Here is a 20,242-nt window from a genome sequence, read left to right on the forward strand (position 1 = left end):
GTCTAGATCGAGGTGGAGTCGAGCCAGTTGAGCTTGCACTCGAGAATGCGCTGCTCACCGGGCGTGCTGCTGCCATCAAGCAAGGCGAGCAGCATCTCGGCCGCCTCCCTGCCTTCCTGGTCGACGGGCTCGATGATCGTGGAGACGGTCGGCGTGGTGAGGTTGGTCCAGTCTTCGCAGTTGAGTCCCAAAAGGCCGATTTGCTGCGGAAGCAGATGGGTCATGGGTTGGAGGGCCTTGTAGACACGGGGAAGTGCCCATTGGTTTTGTACGAAGATGAGCGTGCGCTTGGCGGGGTTGAACTTGTATTTAAAGTATTCGGTGAGCTCGTTGATTGACGGCTTGTTGTGATCGATGGGGATGGCTTTGTAGAGCTGCCCATTCGCGGCCAATGCCTCGGCATATCCCTGAAAACGTTCCATGCGAGTGCGCATTTCGGTCATGTTGGCGGCGATGGAAAAGAAGTCTTCGTATCCGGCGTCGAGAAGCGCCTGCGTGGCATTGTACACGCCGTCGTAGAGGTTGGTTTTGATCCAGCTGGTGCCTGGGCTGTAGATGGCCGCGTCAAAAAAGACGACGGGCTTGCCGGCGCGCTTGATGCGGTCATGGACTGCCTTGAAATTTGCCGTGGGCTGGATGATAAAACCATCGACGCCCAGTGAGAGCATTTTGTCGACATACATGAGCTCGGTCTCGGGGTTAAAGTTGCTCGTGCAAACGACCGTCTGGTAGCCCGCGGGGAGCATGACCTGCTCCATGCCGTTGAGGACGAGGCCCGCCCATTTGTTGGTGTTATCCAAGATGATGATGGCGATGACGTGGGTCTGCTTGCCGGTGAGCGTTTGCGCTTGGGCGTTGGGAACGTATCCGAGTTCCTTGATGACGCGCGCAATCTTTGCCTGCGTCTTCTCGCTAAGCTTTTCTCGTTTGTCGTTGAGGTAATACGAGACGCTTGCCGTCGAGGTTCCCGCCTCTCGAGCGACGTCTGCGATCGTAACGCGCTGTTTTGCCACAGCGACTCCTTCCGACAGATGAGCATTTTCCAACATGATGACTTTGAGTCTTGGTGAGGGATGCGCTTTGGTGAGCGACTTTTTCCTTTCATATGAGTATGCAACAAATGCGGTATATGGGTGGGGTCGAAATTTGTGACCGGCATGCGCATCTGCCGTCTACCGAGAAAATCAAATACTTCTTGACTTTTGAAATCGAGGGTAAAATCGCAGGATTCATTTTTAGTTAAACGCATAACTAAATAGCGTAACCAACGCTCTGACCTGCGCGTTTACCGAAATAAACTGGCATTAAGAAAAACGAGCACCTATATTGGTCTTGTCGAAAAGACAGCAAGTCCAAACGGCAGGGGATGCTCCGGGGGCCTCCGCAAACGGTGTCTTGCGCACGCAACTCTATGAAAAGAGGGAAGCAATGAAGATCGTAGGCGTTGCCGCCTGTACCGTGGGTATCGCCCACACGTATATGGCCCAGAAGGCGATTCAGGATGAATGCGCCGCTCGTGGCATCGAGTGCAAAGTCGAGGCTCAGGGTGGTCTGGGTATCGAGAATGAGCTCACGCAGGAAGACGTTGATTCCGCCGACCTGGTGCTCGAGTCCGTCGACGTGGGTGTCGAGAACGAGGACCGTTTTGAGCAAAAGATGGCCGAGGGCAAGTTCCTCAAGGTCGGTACTTCCGATGTGATCGCCGATCCGGTCAAGATCATCGACCGGGCTGTTGAGATCATTAAGGCGACGGGCGGTGCCGTTGACGCGCCCAAGGCCGAGGCCAAGGCAGAGAAGAAGGCCGTCTCCGCTGCCCCGCAGGCCCCGACACCGGCGTCCAAGCAGTCCATCTTTGCCGATCCTGGCAAGACGCTGCTCAATGCATTCAATACCGGCGTTTCCTATTTTATCCCCATCGTCGTTATCGGTGGCGTGTTCCTCGCCTTCTCGTTGGCATCCGGTACTGCCGGTGCTAGTGGTATGGAGGTCACCAACCCGTTGATGGTGAGCCTTAATACCATCGGTATGGCCGGCATCTCTATGATGATTCCGGTGCTTGCGGCATACATCGCCTACTCGATGGCCGGCAAGCCCGCACTTGCCCCTGGCTTCGTCCTGGGCTACCTGGTTAACAACGCCGTCGTCACCCCGAGTGGCAACAGCGTTTCGACCGGCTTCTTGGGCGCCATGATCATGGCTGTCATCTGCGGTTACTTTGTCCGCTGGATGAAGACCTGGAAGGTCAACAACACCATCCAGACCATCATGCCCATTCTGATCATCCCAATTCTGACCTCGCTCGTCCTGGGCATGGCTTACATCTACATCCTGGCCACGCCGCTTGGCTTTGTGATGGATTGGCTCACCAGCGTGCTCGGCAGCCTGCAGGGCGGCTCCGCCGTCGTCCTGGGCCTGGTCATTGGCGTTATGACCGCTTTCGATATGGGTGGCCCCATCAACAAGACCGCTTCGACCTTTACCATGGCCATCATGGCCTCCGGCATCTACGGCCCCAACGGTATGTTCCGCGTCGCCGTCGCCATTCCCCCGATTGCTTGCGGCCTCGCTGCGCTCATCGCCAAGAACAAGTTCGATGACGCTGACCGTCAGATGGGCATCTCTGCGCTGTTCATGGGCTGCATCGGTATTACCGAGGGCGCTATTCCCTTCGCGGTCAAGGATCTTGGCCACACCCTGCCCGGCATTTGCATCGGCTCTGCCGTGGGCGCGGCGCTTGCCGCCTTCCAGGGCATCGACTGCTATGTTCCGCATGGTGGCTTTATTGTCGCCCTGGCCACCAACAACGTCGCGCTGTTCTGCCTGGACATCGTGATTGGCTCCTTGGTCGCCGCTGCAATCCTGATTGCCATGAAGCCCACGCTCGATAAGCAGGCCAAGTAAACCTTTAAGGACTCCGGTTGTGCGGAGGGATGGATTTGACTCCGCACAACCGCCCCTACACAACAAAATCCATCCGCACTGATAGGGCCCACATCTGGGTCCCAGGGAACTTTTGTCAAAAATCCTCTGGAGAAGGAGAACAAAATGTCCAACCTCACCATCCGCCAGGCCGTTCAGGGCATGCTCAAGCTGCAGGACAGCGGCGATCACGCAACCATGGTCGGCATTGGCCCCATGAGCCCCAACCTGATTCAGGCCGTGTTCGAGCTTGCCAAGGACGAGGATTTCCCGCCCATGTTTATCGCTAGCCGCAACCAGGTCGATATGGACGAGATGGGCGCCGGCTACGTCAACGGTTGGGACCAGACGCGCTTTGCCGCCGACATTAAGAAGGTTGCCGACGAGGTGGGCTATACCGGTCCGTACTACCTGTGCCGCGATCACGGCGGTCCGTGGCAGCGCGACGAGGAGCGTAACGCCCACCTGCCTGAGGACGAGGCCATGGAGCTCGCCCGCAAGTCCTTTGTCGCCGACATGGAGGCAGGCTTTGACCTGCTGATGGTCGACCCCACCAAGGACCCCTATCAGATCGGCAAGGTTATTCCGCTCGACGTGGTGCTTCGCCGCACGATCGATCTTATCGACTATCTTGAGCAGTACCGTCGCGAGCATAACCTGCCCGAGGTTGCCTATGAGGTCGGTACCGAGGAGACCAATGGCGGCCTGACCTCCACCGACAAGTACGAGGAGTTCATTTCTCAGCTGCAGCCCGAGCTCGAGAAGCGCGGCTGCCCCATGCCCACCTTTATCGTCGGCCAGACCGGTACGCTCACCCGTTGGACCGAGCAGGTCGGTCATTACAACTTTAAGAATGCCCGCGAGCTCGCCGACATGGCCAAGCGCTACGGCGTGGGCCTGAAGGAGCACAACGCCGACTACCTGGACGACGCGACGCTGCTCGAGCACATCCCGGCACACGTGACCGCTTCCAATGTCGCCCCTCAGTACGGCACCGAGGAGACCCGCGCTTACCTCAAGCTCTGCGCAACCGAGCAGATTCTGGTCGACAACGGCCTGTGCGACGATCCCTCCGATCTGTATCACACGCTGCTGGTCAAGGCCATCAAGACCGAGCGCTGGCGCAAGTGGATGACCGGCGACGATGTCAACCTGCAGGTTGACGACATTCTGGCCGACGACGAGCTCAGCCTGAAGATTCTGGATGTCTCCGGCCACTACGCGTTCAACGATCCCGAGGTCAAGGAGCAGGTCGAGAAGCTCTATCGCAACCTCGCTGCCCAGGACATTGACGGCAAGCGCTTTGTGATCGAGCACATCAAGCGCCCGATCAAGCAGTACGTCGTCGGTCTTAACCTCAAGGGCGTCACGAGCCGCATCGAGAAGGCTCTCTAAGTAGCTTTTCCTACACGACGCCGGGCCTGGGGCATGTCCCAGCTGCAGGCCCGGCACATAGGACAAAGGGACGTCCCCTTTGTCCTATTTTTTGAGTTTTGGATTCCTTAGAAGGAGTTTGCACCATGAAGTTCTTTATCGATACCGCCAACCTTGACGAGATCGCCGAGGCCAAGAGCTGGGGCTGCCTTGCCGGCGTCACCACCAACCCGTCCCTGTACGCCAAGACCGGCGGCAAGCTCGCCGACTTTGAGCCCCATATGCTCAAGATTGCCGAGCTCTGCGAGGGCCTGCCCGTGTCTGCTGAGTCCACCGCGACCACTGCCGAGGGCATGATCGAGGAGGGCAAGCGCCTTGCCGCCCTGGCTCCCAACATCGTGGTCAAGCTTCCCGTGTGCGAGGCCGGCCTCGCCGCCTGCCGCGCCCTGGCCGATGCGGGCGTGCGCGTCAACATGACGCTTGTTTTCTCGCCGACGCAGGCCCTCATGGCCGCCAACGCCGGTGCCCGCTACATCAGCCCGTTTGTCGGCCGCTTTGACGACATCGCCGAGGACGGCATCTCGCAGCTCGACAATGTCGTGACCTGCATCAAGAACTATGACTGGACCGGCAAGAACGTCGACGACACCGTCGAGATCATCACCGCTTCGGTCCGCACGCCCAACCACGTGACCCAGGCGGCTCTTCTTGGTGCCGACATCGCGACCGTGCCCATGGCCGCTCTCAAGAAGTGCCTGCATCACCCGCTGACCGACCAGGGCCTCGCCTCTTTTGAGGCTGACTGGCAGAAGGTCGTCGCTCAGGCTTAACGACCGGGTTGCCCTCGGCATCGCGCCATCCGGTGCCGGGGTTGTTCTCAAGAGAGGAATTCGTATGACCAACCAGGAGCTGGCGAAGGTCGCCAATGAGGTCAGGAAGGGTGTCGTGACTGCGGTTCACGCGGCCAAGTCGGGACATCCGGGTGGATCGCTCGGTGCAGCCGACATCATGACGTATCTGTACTTTGAGGAAATGAGTATCGATCCTGCCGACCCTCACAAGGCCGATCGCGACCGCTTTGTGCTCTCCAAGGGTCACGCGGCGCCGGGCCTGTATTCGGTGTTGGCAAATCGCGGCTATTTTTCCGTCGAAGAGCTCGAGACGCTCCGCCATATTGGCAGCCGACTGCAGGGCCATCCCAACATGAACGATACCCCAGGCATCGATATGTCCACCGGCTCGCTCGGTCAGGGCATCTCTGCTGCAGTTGGAATGGCGCTTGCCGCTAAGCACTGGGGAGACAGCTACCGTGTCTACACGTTGCTGGGCGACGGTGAGTGCGAGGAAGGCCAGGTGTGGGAGGCGGCTATGTTTGCCGGCAACCATGCGCTCGACAATCTTGTTGCCGTCGTCGACCACAACGGCTTGCAGATTGACGGCACGATCGATGAAGTCAACTCGGCCATGCCGCTTGCCGACAAGTTCCGCGCCTTTAAGTGGCATGTGATAGAGCTAGCCGATGGCAACGACATGGCGCAGATTGAGGCGGCTTTCGCCGAAGCTCGCGAGGTGACCGGCGCGCCCGTCGCTATCATCGCCGAGACGGTGAAGGGCAAAGGCGTCTCCTTTATGGAGAACCAGGTTGGCTGGCATGGCAAGGCGCCCAATGACGAGCAGTTTGAGCAGGCCATGGCCGAGCTCGCGGCAGCAGGAGAGGAGCTCTAATGGCAGAGGTCAAAAAAGTCGCCACGCGCGTAAGCTACGGCGAGGCGCTCGTCGAGCTGGGCAATGAGCACGATGACTTTGTAGTGCTCGATGCCGACCTGGCTGCCGCTACGCAGACGGGTAAGTTTAAGGCTGCCCATCCTGAGCGCTTTTACGATGCCGGCATCGCCGAGAGTAACCTGATGGGTCTTGCCGCCGGCATCGCGACCACGGGCCGCGTTGCTTTTGCGAGCACCTTTGCGATGTTTGCCGCCGGTCGCGCCTACGAGCAGGTCCGCAATTCCATTGGCTACCCGCACCTCAACGTCAAGATTGGCGCCACCCATGCCGGCATTTCGGTGGGTGAGGACGGCGCCACGCACCAGTGCTGCGAGGATATCGCACTCATGCGCACGATTCCGGGTATGACGGTGGTCGTTCCCGCCGATGACATCGAGGCTCGTGCTTGCGTGCGCGCCGCCTATGAGTTTGAGGGGCCGGTTTACATGCGCTTCGGTCGCCTGGCGACACCGATCATCAACGACCGCGAGGACTATGAGTTCAAGATCGGTCGCGGCGTGGTTGTGCGCGAAGGCTCCGATGTCACGATCGTCGCTTGCGGTCTTATGGTCGGCGAGGCGCTCGAGGCTGCTGAGGCGCTCACTGCCGATGGCATCGACGCCGAGGTCATAAATATGCACACGATCAAGCCCCTTGATGAGCGCCTGGTGGTCGCCAGCGCAAAGAAGACCGGTTGCGTGGTCACCGTCGAGGAGCATTCGATTATCGGCGGTCTTGGTGAGGCTGTGGCCACGGTGCTCGCGGAGCAGCACCAGGTGCCCATTCGCCGCGTCGGCGTGCGCGATGTGTACGGCGAGTCCGGCCCTGCGGTCGACTTGCTGCATAAGTGCGGTCTGGACGCCGAGGGTATCGAGGCTGCGGTCAGGTCCGTGTTGTAAGGAGTGTTTTCCATGGGATTTGTATCTGCCAACCAGGTAACGATTGGGCATGCCGCCGCAACGCGCGAGGATGCATTGCACTATTTGTCTGAGCAGGCTGTTGAGCTTGGCTTTGCTGACGATGCCTCTGCCGTCGAGGCCGCCTTTATCGCTCGCGAGAACGAGGCCGAGACGGGCCTTGTCGCCGGTTTTGCCGTTCCGCATGCCAAGAGCGACGCGATCCATACGCCGGGCGTTGCCGTGCTCAAGCTGGCCGAGCCTGTCGAGTGGCCGAGTTTTGATGGCGTGCCCGTCGATGTCGCGCTTGCACTGTACGTGCCCGCCGGCGAAGCCGGAACCACGCACCTGCGTCTGCTTTCCAAGGCTGCCGTGATGCTGATGGATGCCGGCTTCCGCGACAAGGTGCGTGCGAGCACCGATCCCGTTGAGATCGCGGAGCTTATTAACGCCGGGCTCGAGGGCTAGGTGTAACCTGCCCGCTCAATCAATTGATCCTTCTCCAAGGAAAAGGGCCTCAACGCCATGCGACGTTGCGGCCCTGTTTGCGTTTCCCCAGATAAAACCTGCCAAAATAAACCTGTCCCCCTTCTGAAGGTCGGCAACAATTTATGTGGTTCAGGTTGAGCATACGCGAGCGAGCAGGTTCCGGGTGCGGCAAGGTGACGTGAAACAAGCGGGCGCTGACCTTTTGGTCGCGCCCGTGCAGTTGAACGTCAGATTGCCGTGCCCGGAACCTGCGCAGCGCCGAGCGGTTACGCCGTTTGTAAAACGGCGTAACTTAAAGGTTCATGTTGCCGTGGATGTAGGGGGTGACCTCGGGGGAGATATGGCCGCAGCCTAGGTTTCGCAGCGCGGACTCGATGGCGGCGGGCAGCGGAGTCTTGCCCTCGGCGTCGACGGCGGTGCCGCCGAGGGCGGCAATCTTGGTGACATCTGACGGCGCGGCCTCGATATGCATGCAGCCGCCGACGAGGCGTGCGCGGACCTGGTCCAGGCCAAGGTCGTGCAGGTAGTCCTCACAGGTGCGGATTACATCGACCTTCTCGCGCGTGAGCTCCTCGCCCGTGGGGACTCGCGTGGCCAGGCAGGCTCCTGCCGGCAGGTTCCAGACGGGATAGTCCCAGGCGCGTAGCAGCTCGCGCTCCTCGTCCTTGGTAAAGCCGACCTCCATAAGCGGTGAGCGTACGCCGAGCTCCTGGGCGGCGCGCATGCCGGGGCGGTAGTCGCCGCGATCGCTTGCGTTGCTGCCGTCGATGACGGTGGGAAAGCCCAGCGATTTGGCGTGGTTGACGATGGCGGTGAAGCCGGCGCGCTTGCAGTGATAGCAGCGGTCCGCATCGTTGCAGGCTACCTGGGGGAGCTGCAGCTGGTCGACCGAAAGATTGAGCACCGGGAGCTTAAAATGTGGCCCCCCATTGGCCTGTCCGTCAACGGAGCGCTCAAACGAAGCCTGCTCGGGCGTGCCAATGAGCGGCGTGGTGAGGTGAACGAGTAGCGTGTTGGCGGGCATGATGCGGGAGCAGACGGCGGCCAAAAAACTGCTGTCGACGCCACCGGAAAAGCCGATGGCGACGCGACCATATGCCAAAAGCAGTTGCTCAAGCGCTGCGAGTTTGTCCTGAAGCTCCTTTGCGGACGCGGTGCTATCTGAAAACATGAAACGTTCCTTACCGTTGAGTACTCGATCGAAAACTATAATCCCACCGAGTAGCTTGTCATAAGACTTCTATCTATGTAACGAAAGTGCAATATGCTATATACGTTATATACAAGTTTGTAAAGTGAGGTAGAGTTGCGGTAACGCAAGCCGATGAAGGGACCGATATGATCAAGGCTGTCATTTTTGACATGGACGGAACGCTGGTCGATACCGAGCGATTGGGCATCAAGGCGTGGAAGGCGGGCGCTGCCGAGCTGGGGATCGCGATTGATGATGCGCTGATTCATCAGTTTATCGGCCGCACGCTGCCCGATGTCATGGGCATCCTTGAGAAGCATTACGGCAGCCACGAAACTGCCGAGGCGATATATGTCCGCCACAAGGAGATTCGCGACGAGATGGTCAAGACCGATCTGGAGCTTAAGGACGGTGCCGCCGAGTGCCTCGACGAGCTGCTGGCTGCGGGCTATCACGTGGGCCTTGCGACGTCGTCGCGCCACGTTACCGCCGAGCGCAACCTTAAGACGGTTGGCCTCTTTGACAAGTTTGAGACGGTGACCTGCGGCGAGGACGTTGTGCACGGCAAGCCCGACCCCGAGATGTACCTGCTCGCTTGCGAGCGCGCGGGCTTTGCCCCCGAGGAGTGCGCCGTGGTCGAGGATTCCCGCAACGGCTGCGTCTCGGGCATCACGGCCGGCTGCCACGTCTTTGCCGTCCCCGATATCGTGCCGCTGCCGCAGGACGTGGTGGACGGCTGCGAGTCCGTGCTCGATACGTTGTTCGACCTGACGGCCGCGGTCAAGGCCGTGTGCTAAAGGTAGGCGCCGAGGTTGATGGCGGTGGCTTCGGTGTGACTGCTTGCCTGGGTGCTGGCGCGCTCCAGTAAAAACGGGCGTACGAGCTCTTGGCGGTTGATATCCTCGGCGGCGGTGACTGCGGTGACGGTGCGCGCTGCAGAGCCGACGCGGATATGCTTGGTCTTTGCCGGGGCCTTGTTCTCGATTTGCTCCATCAGCAGTTGGACACCCTTGCGGCCAATTTCGTAGCCCGGCGGCGCCACGGTGGTAAGAGGAACCGACCCGCTCCATGCAAGGGGGTTGCCGTCGCAGCCGGCCACGCGGACCTGCTCGGGGACGGAGATGCCTTTGTCGGTCAGCGCCGAGATAACGCCCGAGGCCAATACGTCGGTCAGACCGATGACAAAATCGGGGCGCTCGTCAGCAGGGCGCTCGGCAATCTGGGCACCGATACTGTAGCCGTCGGCTGCGGTATTCCATTCGCCGGCGTCGATGACCTCAATTTTGATATCGGGGTGCAGGGCGAGGGCCTTGTGAATGCCGAGTACGCGCAGTGTGAGCTGCATGAATGCCGCTCTGCCCACAACGGTGATATGGCGTGCGCCGCGGGCGATGGCGAGCTCGGCGATAATGCGCCCCTGTGCCTCGTTGTCGGCGGCCACGTAATAACCGGGCTCGGAGCAGTGGATGTCCAGATGGACGATCGGCACGGGCATTTTGGTCATGGCGGGGTGCCAATCGGGAGATGCCATGGGCTGCACCATGACGCCGGACATCTGCGTGCCCATAAAATAGCGCAGGTAATGGTCCTCGAGAATGTCGTCGTTATCGGCGTTGGCGATGAGCAGGTCATAGCCGTGCTTGCGTGCCTCGTTATGGGCGCCGCTGGCAATTTGGAGCGAGAAGCCATGGTCGAGGCGGGGGAGGACCAAGCCAAAGGACTTGGTGGCGCCGCCTGCGAGCTGACGTGCGCTTTGGTTGGGCAGGTAGCCGAGGCGATTGATGGTCTCGTTGATGAGCTTGAGGGTCTCGGGGCGCAGCTTTTCGGGGTGGTTGAGCGCGTTGGATACCGTGCCCAGCGAGACTCCTGCCTCGCGCGCGACGTCGCTGATTTTCACCTTTGCCATAGCGGCCCCTTTGATGCGTTTCAAGTACAAGCCAGATTGTAGCATCGCCCGCCCCTAGGGTGTCAAAACCTGCCAATTAGGGACAGGTTTATTTTGGTAGGTTTTATCTGGGCAAACGCTGGAGCCCAAACCACCACAAAGGTGCCTGTCCCCATCGTGGTGGTTTGGGCATGTGTGCATCGAGTGGTATCTAAGTTGAGATACCACTTCTGGTATATCAGCTTGCGCTTGCGTGAGTACAATACTCGAACGTTATACGTCTCAGCGCCCCCTGTGCGTGGACGTCTTGCAGTCACGCGAACGAAGGGATTTATCCTATGTGCGGAATTGTCGGCTACACCGGCTCTGATATTGCAAAGAACATACTGGTCACAGGCCTTAAGCGCATGGAGTATCGCGGCTATGACTCCTCGGGCGTTGCGCTCGAGGTGGGCGAGGGCGCCGCGGCACACCTCGACGTCATCCGCCGCGTGGGCAAGGTCGCGGGCTTGGAGAGCGAGCTTTCCAATATCGATAGCGACGCAACCTGCGGTATCGGTCACACTCGCTGGGCTACCCACGGCAAGCCCTCCGTCGTTAACGCTCACCCCCACACCAGCTGCGACGGTCGTATCGCCATCGTCCACAACGGCATCATCGAGAACTTCGCCGAGCTGCGCGAGGAGCTGGAGGGCCGCGGCCATCACTTTAAGAGCGAGACCGATACCGAGGTCTTCGCGCATCTGATCGAAGAGGCCTATGCCGAGACACACGACCTGATGGCCTCCGTGCGCGAGGCCTGCACCCACGTGGTAGGCGCCTATGGCTTGGCCGCCGTGTGCGCCGACGAGCCCGACGTGATCGCCGTGGCTCGCAAGGATTCCCCGATCGTGGTCGGCATGGGCGAGACCGGCTCCTACGTTGCCTCCGACGTGATCGCGCTTATCGATGCCACCCGCGATGTCGTGGTGCTCGAAGACGGTCAGTTTGCCAAGCTCACGCCCGCGGGCGTCGAGTATACCGACGAGGCCGGCAACGTGATCGAGCCCAAGATCACCCATATCGACTGGGACCTGGACATGGCCGAAAAGGGCGGTTATCCCGACTTTATGCTCAAGGAGATTCACGAGCAGCCTCGCGTCGTGCGCGACACGCTGGTGGGTCGCATGACCCCTGCCGGCGAGCTCGACATCGATGAGCTGGGCCTTTCGCTCGAGGAGCTCAACGACATCGACCGTGTCTACGTGATCGCCTGCGGCACCAGCTATCACGCTGGTCTCATTGCTAAGAATCTCATTGAGGGCTGGGCTCGCATCCCCACCGAGGTTGAGGCGGCCAGCGAGTTCCGCTACCGCAATCCCATCATTACGCCGACGACGCTCGTCGTTGCCGTGTCCCAGTCGGGCGAGACGGCCGATACCCTCGCCGCCATTCGCGACGCGCGCATCAAGGGCGCCAAGGTCTTTGGCATCACCAACGTGGTGGGTAGCCCCGTGGCGCGCGAGAGCGACGGCGTCATCTACACCAAGGCCAACAAGGAGATCGCGGTCGCCTCGACCAAGAGCTTCATCGGCCAGGTTGTGAGCCTGACGCTGCTGGCTTTGCTGTTGGCGCAGGTCAAGTACCGTCTGACCACCAAGCAGACGCGCATGATGTTCCGTGAGCTTTCCGATACGGCCGAGCAGATTCAGTGGATTTTGGACACACAGACCGAGGCCGTGCACGAGGCCGCCCTGCTGTGCAAGGACGCGCAGTCGGCGCTGTTCGTAGGTCGCGGTATGGGCGCTGCCATTTCCTACGAGGGCGCACTCAAGCTCAAGGAAGTCAGCTACCTGCACGCTGAGGCGTATGCTGCCGGCGAGATGAAGCACGGCCCCATCGCGCTGATCGATCCGGGCTTCCCCGTCATCGCCGTGGCTACCAAGAGCGCCACCTACGACAAGACCGTGTCGAACCTTATGGAGTGCAAGGCGCGCGGTGCCAAGGTCATCGTCGTTGCCACCGAGGGCGACGAGGAGATCAACAAGATTGCCGACTGCATCATCCGCGTGCCGGCCGTCCGCGACGTGTTCAGCCCCATCACGGCGAGCGTTCCGCTGCAGCTGCTCGCCCGCGAGGTGGCCATTCTGCGCGGTTGCGACGTTGACCAACCTCGAAACCTCGCCAAGAGCGTTACGGTGGAGTAATTGTTGTTCCGCCGTTCTACCGAACGGCGGACCGCTTGACGCTGCGCGAGCCGCATTCACGCCAATCTGACGTTCAATTTCGAGGGCGCGACCAGAAGGTCAGCGCCCTCTCATTTCACGTCACCTTGGCGCAAATGCGGCTCGCTCGCTGTTGGTGACTGACATCGACTATTCCGCAGTTGGTGCTATTTAACAATTGAGGCCCGGCTCCGTTGTGGCGGAGTCGGGCCTTGTTGCATTTGTCCAGATAAAACCTGCCAAAATAAACCTGTCCCTTTTTGGCAGGTTAGCGGAGCTTGCTGGTCTCGAAGTACTTGGGATATTGGTCCAGGACCTCGGTCTGGTTGCGGAACATCATATGCAGGTGCTTGCTGACCAAAAAGCTCGCCTCGATGGGGTCGCGACCGGCGATAGCGCGGCGGATTTTCTTGTGCTCGTTAACAATCTCCTGATTGTCGAGCCTCTGCGTGGCGGCGCGCAGCCAGCGGAAGCGCTCCAGGTCGGCATTGGTCGCCTCGAGCCACGACCACACGGTGCTGCGGCACGCGATGTTAAAGATCATGCGGTGCATGAGGTTGTCGCTTAAAAAGAAGCCGATGCGATCCTCCTCGGCCATGGTCTTTTCCTGCAGCGCGATGGCTCGGTCGAGCTGCTCGATGCCGGCCGACGTGGCTCGCGCACAGCACTCCACAATCACCTGCTTTTCCAGATGTTCGCGGATGTAGCAGGCACTCTCGGCAAGGGTGAGGTTGATGGGTGAGACGTAGGTGCCGCTCTGGGGCACGGTGCGCACCAGGCCTTCCTGCGCCAAGCGAACCAAAGCCTCGCGCACGGGCGTGCGCCCCATATCCAGGTCGTCGCAAAGTTGCTTGACGCCCAGCTTTTCGCCCGGCTTGTAGTCCAGGTAGACGATTTTGCGTCGAATGGTGTGGTAGGACTGGTCCTGTAGGCTCGTTTCCTGCTCGCCGACGTGCATCGATTCTTCCATAGCGCCTCGCAACTGTTCTATCAAACTCATATGTCAGTTGTTAATTATGCCGCGAATCAGCTCTCCGCGGTGGGTAATTCGGCTGTTGCCCAAGAACTATTGCGGCATCTTAGTCTGTGTTTGCGCAAGGCTGCGCTCAATGTTGCCGTATCATAAGCCGTCGCAAACGTGAAATAGAAAGAAGGAATCCCATATGCAACTGGCAAATATCGTACGCGAGCGCTGGAAAGGCGTTTTGTTCTGCCTGATCATCGCTATCCCCGCAACGCTGCTCGGCAAACAGATTGAGGTGGTCGGCGGTCCGGTATTCGCCATCCTCTTTGGCATGGTCCTGGCGCTCGTCTTTCCCAAGAATCGTCGCGAACAGCTCGCCGCCGGTGTCACCTATACGTCTAAAAAAGTCTTGCAGTACGCGGTAATCCTGCTTGGCTTTGGCATGAACCTCTCGCAGATTCTGTCCAAAGGCGCTCAGTCGCTGCCGATTATCGTGGCGACGATCTCGACCTCGCTTGTCATCGCCTTCGTGCTCTGCCGCGTCATGAACGTGCCGGGCAAGATCGCGACGCTCGTGGGTGTGGGCTCGTCGATTTGCGGCGGTTCTGCCATCGCCGCGACCGCGCCCGTCATCGATGCCGACGATCGCGAGATTGCCCAGGCTATTTCGGTCATCTTCCTGTTTAACGTTATCGCGGCGCTCGTGTTTCCGACGCTCGGCGGCATGCTCGGGCTGACCAACGAGGGCTTTGGCCTGTTTGCCGGCACCGCCATCAACGACACCTCGTCGGTAACGGCTGCGGCGAGTGCCTGGGACAGTATGCATCCCGGCGCCAATGTGCTCGAAAGCGCCACAGTGGTCAAGCTCACCAGAACGCTGGCCATTATTCCCATCACGTTGGTTCTCGCATGCTGGCAGATGCATCTGGCGCGCAAGGCCGGCGGCGACGCCAAAAGCACGTTCTCGCTTAAACGCGCGTTTCCCACGTTCGTGCTGTTCTTTGTGCTGGCGAGCGTAATCACCACGGTGCTTCAGCTTCCTGCATCCGTTACGGCGCCCATCAAGGAGCTGTCGAAGTTCTTTATCGTGATGGCCATGGCGGCTATTGGCTTTAATACCGATATCGTCGAGCTGGTCAAAAAGGGCGGCAAGCCCATCGCATTGGGCTTTTGCTGCTGGATTGGCATTGCGTGCATGAGTTTGGGAATGCAGCACGTGCTGGGAATCTGGTAGAGAAGTAGCTTATTTGCGTGCTGCGTGCTGGCGAGCGCATACCTGCGGTGGAGCGATAGGAGCTCTTGCGGGTATGGCTTGTCCGCAGGTTTATAGGTCCCGAAGAGCTCTTATCGCCCCGCCAGGATGGCGATGCGGGGCAACTCATATACTCGCAGGACGGCGGCTTCTGCCCTATAGTGTTTGGTGAGCAATATCGTTCAATTTTGAAACACTCGCCCGTGCGCCCGTCAGTGGCGGCGTGGCGCCGAAGACGGGGCGCAATATGAACAGTGACGCCAAGCTGCAAATCTTGATCGAGGCCTTGGCCGCTGCCGGGGCCTCGGCGTTGGCGATCGATGGGCATGGACACGTGGCGATTTCGACCATGGATGATGTCGCGCTCGAGCGAGATGTCGCGGCATTTGTCGCCGAGCGCCTGGGGCGCGTGGGCAACGGCACGCGCCTGGTGATGGGGCATGCGGGAGGGCGCTTGAGCCTCACGGTGCGTCCGGTCGCCAAGGAATACGGCGCGCTTTGGGTGGTCGTGGTCCGCGAGGTGCGCGGTGTGGCGGCACACGCGGGCATTGAGTGGCTTAACGCAGATGAGGTCGAGGCGCGCTACGAGGCAAGTGCGTACGGCATTGTCGAGGGCGCCGCTGCGGTCGCTGCCCCCGTCTGCGAAAGCTATGCCCGCGGCGTGCCCCTCATGTTGGAGGGCGAGCTGGGTGCTGGCCAGGCAGAGATTGCAAAACGCCTCTATCTGGATGGGCCTTATGCTGACGAACCCTTTGTGTCCGTGGCGCTTGACGAGCTCACAGATCGCGGCTGGCGCCATCTGCTCAAAAGCTCGGAATCGCCGCTGTTCCAGACAAGGCTGACCCTTTGTATTGGCGGCTGGCATGCACTTTCGCCGCAGCGTCTGCGCGAGCTTGTCTCTACGATGACCGACACGGCGCTGGCCGCGCGTTGCCATGTGGTTTTGACGGCAAACGATATGCCGGGCGGTGGCGAAAGCCATCAAGCCGCTTTTGTAACCGAGCGCTTAGCGTGCGCAGTGAGTGTGGCGCCTGCGATTGCCGAGCAGGGTGGCGCATCGAAAAAGGTTGCGCAGTATTTGTCGTATCTGTCAGATGTCTTTGGAACTGCCGCTCCGAGTATGTCTGAGGAGGCTGCCTCGACACTCAACGGCTATCGCTGGCCACGCAACTATCTGCAGCTTCGCGAGGTCTCGGAACGACTCTATATATTAGTAGGGCCGGGCGTGGCGGAGCGCACGGTGGCGGAGGAGGTGCTCGCCCAGGAAGACGTCATCAAAACCGCAACCTTTGGCACTCCGACGCTCGACAGCGACCTGTATATCCTGCGTCCACTGGCCGATACCGAACGCGACATCGCGCGGCTGGTCGTTGGCTACCTTCAGGGCAACCGGACCCGCGCTGCCGAGGTGCTGGGAATAAGCCGCACGACCCTGTGGCGCTTGCTGAAGGACGACGACCGCTGAGCGAGGCGCTCGTGACCGCATGCAGCGCGTGTGCTACAGTCCAAAGCGGTAATGTTTCGATTGCGTTACGGCGTGCGGGGGCGTATGACGGAGACTTCAAAACCAAATCGGGCTCGAAAGCCCACGGCGCCGGTCAACCGTCGCACGACTTCGCGGACGTGGGGCAAAAGCGCCTCAGGCTTCGACGGCTCGTTCAAACGCACTAGATATGGCTATCCTTCGGCAAGCGCTCGCTTGGCCATGCAGGCCGAATCGTCGCTGTGGGGCCGTAAGCGTGTGGTGGGGTCAAAGCTCAAGCACGATGGAACGCTCGGCTTCATTAGCCGTGGCGCTGCTCGCCGTAGCGGCCTCAATCCCGCAGGCTGGCATCGCTATGTGCCGATCGTGGTCGTTGCCGCGATAGTCGCCATCGCGCTCGCGGCGCTTGGTTACGCCGGCGGCGGGGCCAATCTGGACGCAATGTTTAAGTCGCCCGAGCTCGCGCATGCCGGCACGGAGCTTGTCGAGGGCGCTCAGGCCCAGACGGGCGTGGCGCCTCAGCGTGGTATCGTTGCGGCGGCCTCCACCATCGCCGACGCGCAAAAGGACGAGGACGAACAGGGCGACAGCGCCGAAACGACCCACGCGAACGAAACGACGACAACTCCATCGGCAAGATAAGTTGCGAGTAGAGCAGCAAATTTGGGACGGGGCCTTTTAGCTGCCCAAGTGCCAGATGTCACCAGTGGCGCACCCGATGTCAGTCACCAACAGCGAGCGAGCCGCATTCACGCCAAGGTGACGTGAAATGAGAGGGCGCTAACCTTTTGGTCGCGCCCTCGAAATTGAATGTCAGATTGGCGTGAATGCGGCTCGCGCAGCGTCAGCGGGGCCGCCGTTCGTTAGAACGGCGGAACTAATTACCTGACGTACACGATGTTGTCGCGGCGGGGTTTGGCCTGGGGAAGCACGTCTTCGGCATAGCCCAGAATGCAGTTGCCCACACCGCGCAGGCTTCCGTCGGCGGGCAGACCCCACTTGGCCAGCAGTTCCAATCCCTCGGGTGAGTCAAAGACCTCGTGTGCTCGGTGGATCCAACACGAATCGACGCCCAGCGCATAGGCAGCGTTGAGCAGGTTGCCCATGGCGAGCGAGCCGTCTTCCAGGTGCGTGGGCACGCTGCGGTCGACGAGCACCACCACAACGGTCTTGGCGCCGTAGAAGGGATCTCCCTCGCTACCCATAACCTGGGCGTTGAGCTGCGAGAGGCGCTCGACGGTTGCGGGGTCGGTGACGGCGACGAACGTGACCGGCTGGCGTCCCATGCCGCTCGGCGCATACTGACCGGCTTCGATAATGCGTGCGAGCTTCTCGGCCTCGACAGGGCGATCGCTGTATTTGCGGCAGCTGCGGCGATGGATGAGCGCCTCGATGGTCTCCATGTGTCCTCCTGACGTTGGTTGCGATGCCTCGTTCTTACCCGCCGAACCAAAACCGTAATCGCGCCGTCGGCCCCAAAAAATGCAAGCTACCAAGTGGAAAAGTTGGTTTGCATAAAACTTCAGCCAGAATGTGACAAACCGGTGGGATGATTAAACGTTTTATCCCGTCTACCCTGCGGTTTTTACCACTTGCCTAAATGATGCGCGCATAAGCTCTGATAAAGGTTTTACTAAAGGAGTACCAACGTTTATCAACGCGCCATGGTGGCGCCGGGCCAGGAGGTAACATCATGTTCCAGGCTGGAGATGTCGTCGAGACCGACTTCGAAGGATTTCTGAAGCTGTTGCGTTCCAAGACGCGCGCTTTCGTGTCGATCAACGATCACGAGTACTACATTACGCACACCGATGGCTATTGGCGTGTTCAGGATTGCGAGGCCCTCAACGATAAGGGCCACTTTACTGACTGCTCCGAGCTGGTCAACACGGTCTGCGAGGTCGTCGAGCTGCCTTGGATCTGCGGCAAGAGCCTGCACGACAGCTTCTCGGGCGCCACGGTCTACGAGGCCGTCGCTGCTTAACAGCCAACAATCGATATTCTCTCGCAACCGTCGGCGCCGCCCCGCGCCGGCGGTCTTTTTTGTCGATATGTTATATAGGTCGCACGTCTTGCACGGCCGCCCTTGACGATAGTCAAAACTCGGACTAACCTGAAACTACAATTAGGTTGATTTCCGATCTCAGCCGAACACATTGAGCGAATAGGCCGTTCCCGCAGCTAGCCGAACGCCCCCGAGGTCCCATTCGGGCCCCCGGGTCGGCATTTTCCCAGTTGAAGGAACGGTGGAGATGTGTTTCGATGGGTCCGGTGGCCATGCTCCGCCCGCCGCCCGGCGCCTCCTCCCAGACCCAGCCGAACGGTCGGTTCCGTCTATTCCGTTTTTCCCTTTCAGGCTAGGACAGCGGGGCATCGCCCCTCTCTGCGCGCGCCCGCGCGATGAGCCCCGGCGTCAGGTCGAGCCCGTCGACGGGCACGTCCTCGATGCCGTACGCATCCAGCAGCGCCGCCGCGTCGTCGCCGAGCATCGCCCGGAAGGCGCGGGCGGGCGTCGCGAAGCCGAGCGCGCCGCGGGGCTCGGAGTTCACGTGCGACATCGCCAGCGCAAGGTCGGCCGGGGCCAGCCGGTCGAACCTGATGCCGCGGCCCTTGGGCAGCAGCTTCCTGATCTCGACGTGGTTGCGCTCGCAGGCGCCCTTCTGGTCGCTGCGCCGGGGGTCGCAGTAGAACAGCCTCGTCTCGCCCGGCCCCTCGCCGATCAGCGCGGCGATCGCGCCCTCGTCGGAGAACTCGGCGCCGTTGTCGGTGAGGACGGCGCGGAACACGCGGCGCGCCCCGCCGGCGCCCAGCACCGAGCGCACGCCCCCGAGCGCCGCCGCCACGCTCTCGGCGTCCTTCGCCGCGAGCGGCAGCGCGAGCTGCAGCCTGCTGGGGCGGTGCAGCAGCGTGAGCAGGCAGGCGCTGTCCTCCCGCGAGCCCTCGACGGTGTCCATCTCCCAGGCGGCGGCGCACGCGTCCTCGCCGAGGGCGAGGAACGCGGCGTGCGACCTGCGGGGCGAGTGCGGCGTCGCCCTCTTCGGGGCCCGGTGCGACCTGGGCCTGTAGCCGACCTTGCGCCTGAGCTCCATGTTGGTCATGCCGTCGTAGCCCGCCGCGACCCAGCGGTAGATCGTCGAGGGCGACAGGTCCACGGGCCCGCCGTTGCGGGCGGACAGCTGCTCGGGCGAGAGCCCCCGGCCCAGGCCGTCGCGGATGAGGGCGAGCGCCTCGGCCGCGGCGGGCTCGTCGGCGTCTATCCCGCGCCTCGACGAGACGAGGACCGAGTCCGCGCACAGCTGCGCGGCGCGGGCGTCGTAGAAGACGTGCGGGCGGCGCTTGCAGCCGATCGCGCGGTACCGCCCGCACCCGTTGCAGCAGCGCGGCCACGCGGCCAGGCGCGGGCAGGCCGCCGACAGGTCGGCGGAGGCGTCCACGCGCTCGCCGCGCCTCTCCCTCGGCGCGGTCACGAACCTGTGCGACGCCACCTCCGAGCACACCGTCGAGGGCGACCTGCCCAGCTCCCTCGCTATCCGCCTGCACGAGGCCCCGCGCTCCAGCATCCTCTGGAGCGTGTCCCGCTCGTGCCTGGTGAGCCTGCCGTAGGCCCTCGGGGCCGCCTTCCCGGCCCCCTTCTTCCTCTTTCCGGACATGCCGTCCTCCGATCTCCCGGGGCCGGCCGGTCCGGCCCTCAGGGTATCGGATTCCCACATTCATCCGTACATGTACGGATGAATGTGGGAGGTGTTCGGATGAAGTTGCCAATCAAGGGAGGTGCAGTGACAGAAAAAATTTATCTTAACAGGGTTGCTTTTGGGAATTT

At 61.0% G+C, this 20,242-nt stretch carries 18 protein-coding genes; 12 read left to right on the forward strand and 6 right to left on the reverse strand.

Features of this window, described 5'->3' with window-relative positions:
- Positions 1 to 2: 2 nt before the first annotated feature.
- A complete protein-coding gene (locus tag DXC79_RS09275) occupies positions 3 to 1,013 on the reverse strand; it encodes a LacI family DNA-binding transcriptional regulator (protein WP_233503097.1) in 1,011 nt (336 codons plus the stop codon).
- 415 nt (positions 1,014 to 1,428) lie between these two features.
- Here DXC79_RS09275 and DXC79_RS09280 point away from each other — a divergent pair, with 415 nt between their 5' ends.
- The 6 genes from DXC79_RS09280 (at position 1,429) to DXC79_RS09305 (ending at position 7,421) form a co-directional block, all read left to right on the forward strand.
- A complete protein-coding gene (locus tag DXC79_RS09280; RefSeq protein ID WP_117635988.1) occupies positions 1,429 to 2,901 on the forward strand; it encodes a PTS fructose transporter subunit IIC in 1,473 nt (490 codons plus the stop codon).
- Positions 2,902 to 3,045: 144 nt separating this feature from the next.
- On the forward strand, positions 3,046 to 4,314 hold the full coding sequence (locus DXC79_RS09285; RefSeq protein WP_055251764.1) for a class II D-tagatose-bisphosphate aldolase non-catalytic subunit: 1,269 nt from the start codon (positions 3,046 to 3,048) through the stop codon (positions 4,312 to 4,314).
- Positions 4,315 to 4,439: 125 nt separating this feature from the next.
- A complete protein-coding gene (fsa, locus tag DXC79_RS09290) occupies positions 4,440 to 5,123 on the forward strand; it encodes a fructose-6-phosphate aldolase (protein ID WP_006235616.1) in 684 nt (227 codons plus the stop codon).
- Positions 5,124 to 5,187: 64 nt separating this feature from the next.
- Entirely contained in the window at positions 5,188 to 6,018 is an 831-nt protein-coding gene (locus DXC79_RS09295) for a transketolase (protein WP_117635989.1), read from the forward strand.
- Positions 6,018 to 6,956 (forward strand): transketolase family protein, encoded by a 939-nt coding sequence (locus DXC79_RS09300; protein ID WP_117635990.1) that lies wholly within the window; start codon positions 6,018 to 6,020, stop codon positions 6,954 to 6,956. The genes DXC79_RS09295 and DXC79_RS09300 overlap by 1 nt, the downstream gene beginning before the upstream one ends.
- A 12-nt stretch (positions 6,957 to 6,968) precedes the next feature.
- Positions 6,969 to 7,421, forward strand: coding sequence for a PTS sugar transporter subunit IIA (locus DXC79_RS09305; RefSeq protein WP_117635991.1), 453 nt, complete (start codon positions 6,969 to 6,971; stop codon positions 7,419 to 7,421).
- A 313-nt stretch (positions 7,422 to 7,734) separates the two neighbouring features.
- Here DXC79_RS09305 and DXC79_RS09310 read toward each other — a convergent pair whose 3' ends face one another.
- Positions 7,735 to 8,613, reverse strand: a complete 879-nt coding sequence (locus DXC79_RS09310) for an ATP-dependent sacrificial sulfur transferase LarE (RefSeq protein WP_117635992.1) — start codon at positions 8,611 to 8,613, stop codon at positions 7,735 to 7,737.
- A gap of 167 nt (positions 8,614 to 8,780) precedes the next feature.
- Between DXC79_RS09310 and DXC79_RS09315 the strand changes: the two genes are divergently transcribed.
- Positions 8,781 to 9,431, forward strand: coding sequence for an HAD family phosphatase (locus DXC79_RS09315; protein WP_117635993.1), 651 nt, complete (start codon positions 8,781 to 8,783; stop codon positions 9,429 to 9,431).
- On the opposite strand, the gene DXC79_RS09320 is transcribed toward DXC79_RS09315, so the two are convergent.
- Entirely contained in the window at positions 9,428 to 10,540 is a 1,113-nt protein-coding gene (locus DXC79_RS09320; RefSeq protein WP_117582938.1) for a LacI family DNA-binding transcriptional regulator, read from the reverse strand. The genes DXC79_RS09315 and DXC79_RS09320 overlap by 4 nt on opposite strands.
- 317 nt (positions 10,541 to 10,857) lie before the next feature.
- On the opposite strand from DXC79_RS09320, the gene glmS reads away from it, so the two are divergent.
- A complete protein-coding gene (glmS, locus tag DXC79_RS09325) occupies positions 10,858 to 12,705 on the forward strand; it encodes a glutamine--fructose-6-phosphate transaminase (isomerizing) (protein ID WP_117635994.1) in 1,848 nt (615 codons plus the stop codon).
- 286 nt (positions 12,706 to 12,991) lie between these two features.
- On the opposite strand, the gene DXC79_RS09330 is transcribed toward glmS, so the two are convergent.
- Positions 12,992 to 13,693, reverse strand: coding sequence for a GntR family transcriptional regulator (locus tag DXC79_RS09330; RefSeq protein ID WP_117635995.1), 702 nt, complete (start codon positions 13,691 to 13,693; stop codon positions 12,992 to 12,994).
- 193 nt (positions 13,694 to 13,886) lie between these two features.
- Between DXC79_RS09330 and DXC79_RS09335 the strand changes: the two genes are divergently transcribed.
- The 3 genes from DXC79_RS09335 (at position 13,887) to DXC79_RS09345 (ending at position 17,064) form a co-directional block, all read left to right on the forward strand.
- Complete coding sequence (locus tag DXC79_RS09335) at positions 13,887 to 14,921, forward strand: YeiH family protein (RefSeq protein WP_117635996.1); 1,035 nt, start codon at positions 13,887 to 13,889, stop codon at positions 14,919 to 14,921.
- Positions 14,922 to 15,186: 265 nt separating this feature from the next.
- Positions 15,187 to 16,404, forward strand: a complete 1,218-nt coding sequence (locus DXC79_RS09340) for a helix-turn-helix domain-containing protein (RefSeq protein WP_117635997.1) — start codon at positions 15,187 to 15,189, stop codon at positions 16,402 to 16,404.
- Positions 16,405 to 16,488: 84 nt separating this feature from the next.
- Entirely contained in the window at positions 16,489 to 17,064 is a 576-nt protein-coding gene (locus DXC79_RS09345; RefSeq protein WP_147327500.1) for a hypothetical protein, read from the forward strand.
- Between the two features lie 239 nt (positions 17,065 to 17,303).
- Here the strand turns inward: DXC79_RS09345 and DXC79_RS09350 are convergent, their stop codons facing one another.
- Complete coding sequence (locus tag DXC79_RS09350) at positions 17,304 to 17,825, reverse strand: nitroreductase family protein (RefSeq protein WP_117635999.1); 522 nt, start codon at positions 17,823 to 17,825, stop codon at positions 17,304 to 17,306.
- A gap of 290 nt (positions 17,826 to 18,115) precedes the next feature.
- Between DXC79_RS09350 and DXC79_RS09355 the strand changes: the two genes are divergently transcribed.
- Positions 18,116 to 18,406 (forward strand): CDP-alcohol phosphatidyltransferase, encoded by a 291-nt coding sequence (locus tag DXC79_RS09355; RefSeq protein ID WP_118260475.1) that lies wholly within the window; start codon positions 18,116 to 18,118, stop codon positions 18,404 to 18,406.
- 373 nt (positions 18,407 to 18,779) lie between these two features.
- Here the strand turns inward: DXC79_RS09355 and DXC79_RS09360 are convergent, their stop codons facing one another.
- Positions 18,780 to 20,132, reverse strand: coding sequence for an IS30 family transposase (locus tag DXC79_RS09360; protein WP_370445765.1), 1,353 nt, complete (start codon positions 20,130 to 20,132; stop codon positions 18,780 to 18,782).
- Between the last annotated feature and the right edge of the window lie 110 nt (positions 20,133 to 20,242).

Source organism: Collinsella sp. TF08-11AT (assembly GCF_003437035.1).
Taxonomy (GTDB): domain Bacteria; phylum Actinomycetota; class Coriobacteriia; order Coriobacteriales; family Coriobacteriaceae; genus Collinsella.

Coding starts and splice junctions, on each gene's coding strand:
- DXC79_RS09285 (WP_055251764.1), top strand. CDS start 3,046: ATGTCCAACCTCACCATCCGCCAGGCCGTTCAGGGCATGCTCAAGCTG.
- DXC79_RS09360 (WP_370445765.1), bottom strand. CDS start 20,132: ATGTGGGAATCCGATACCCTGAGGGCCGGACCGGCCGGCCCCGGGAGA.
- DXC79_RS09350 (WP_117635999.1), bottom strand. CDS start 17,825: ATGGAGACCATCGAGGCGCTCATCCATCGCCGCAGCTGCCGCAAATAC.
- DXC79_RS09345 (WP_147327500.1), top strand. CDS start 16,489: ATGACGGAGACTTCAAAACCAAATCGGGCTCGAAAGCCCACGGCGCCG.
- DXC79_RS09300 (WP_117635990.1), top strand. CDS start 6,018: ATGGCAGAGGTCAAAAAAGTCGCCACGCGCGTAAGCTACGGCGAGGCG.
- DXC79_RS09280 (WP_117635988.1), top strand. CDS start 1,429: ATGAAGATCGTAGGCGTTGCCGCCTGTACCGTGGGTATCGCCCACACG.
- DXC79_RS09340 (WP_117635997.1), top strand. CDS start 15,187: ATGAACAGTGACGCCAAGCTGCAAATCTTGATCGAGGCCTTGGCCGCT.
- DXC79_RS09315 (WP_117635993.1), top strand. CDS start 8,781: ATGATCAAGGCTGTCATTTTTGACATGGACGGAACGCTGGTCGATACC.
- glmS (WP_117635994.1), top strand. CDS start 10,858: ATGTGCGGAATTGTCGGCTACACCGGCTCTGATATTGCAAAGAACATA.
- DXC79_RS09320 (WP_117582938.1), bottom strand. CDS start 10,540: ATGGCAAAGGTGAAAATCAGCGACGTCGCGCGCGAGGCAGGAGTCTCG.
- DXC79_RS09355 (WP_118260475.1), top strand. CDS start 18,116: ATGTTCCAGGCTGGAGATGTCGTCGAGACCGACTTCGAAGGATTTCTG.
- DXC79_RS09305 (WP_117635991.1), top strand. CDS start 6,969: ATGGGATTTGTATCTGCCAACCAGGTAACGATTGGGCATGCCGCCGCA.
- DXC79_RS09335 (WP_117635996.1), top strand. CDS start 13,887: ATGCAACTGGCAAATATCGTACGCGAGCGCTGGAAAGGCGTTTTGTTC.
- DXC79_RS09295 (WP_117635989.1), top strand. CDS start 5,188: ATGACCAACCAGGAGCTGGCGAAGGTCGCCAATGAGGTCAGGAAGGGT.
- fsa (WP_006235616.1), top strand. CDS start 4,440: ATGAAGTTCTTTATCGATACCGCCAACCTTGACGAGATCGCCGAGGCC.
- DXC79_RS09330 (WP_117635995.1), bottom strand. CDS start 13,693: ATGGAAGAATCGATGCACGTCGGCGAGCAGGAAACGAGCCTACAGGAC.
- DXC79_RS09310 (WP_117635992.1), bottom strand. CDS start 8,613: ATGTTTTCAGATAGCACCGCGTCCGCAAAGGAGCTTCAGGACAAACTC.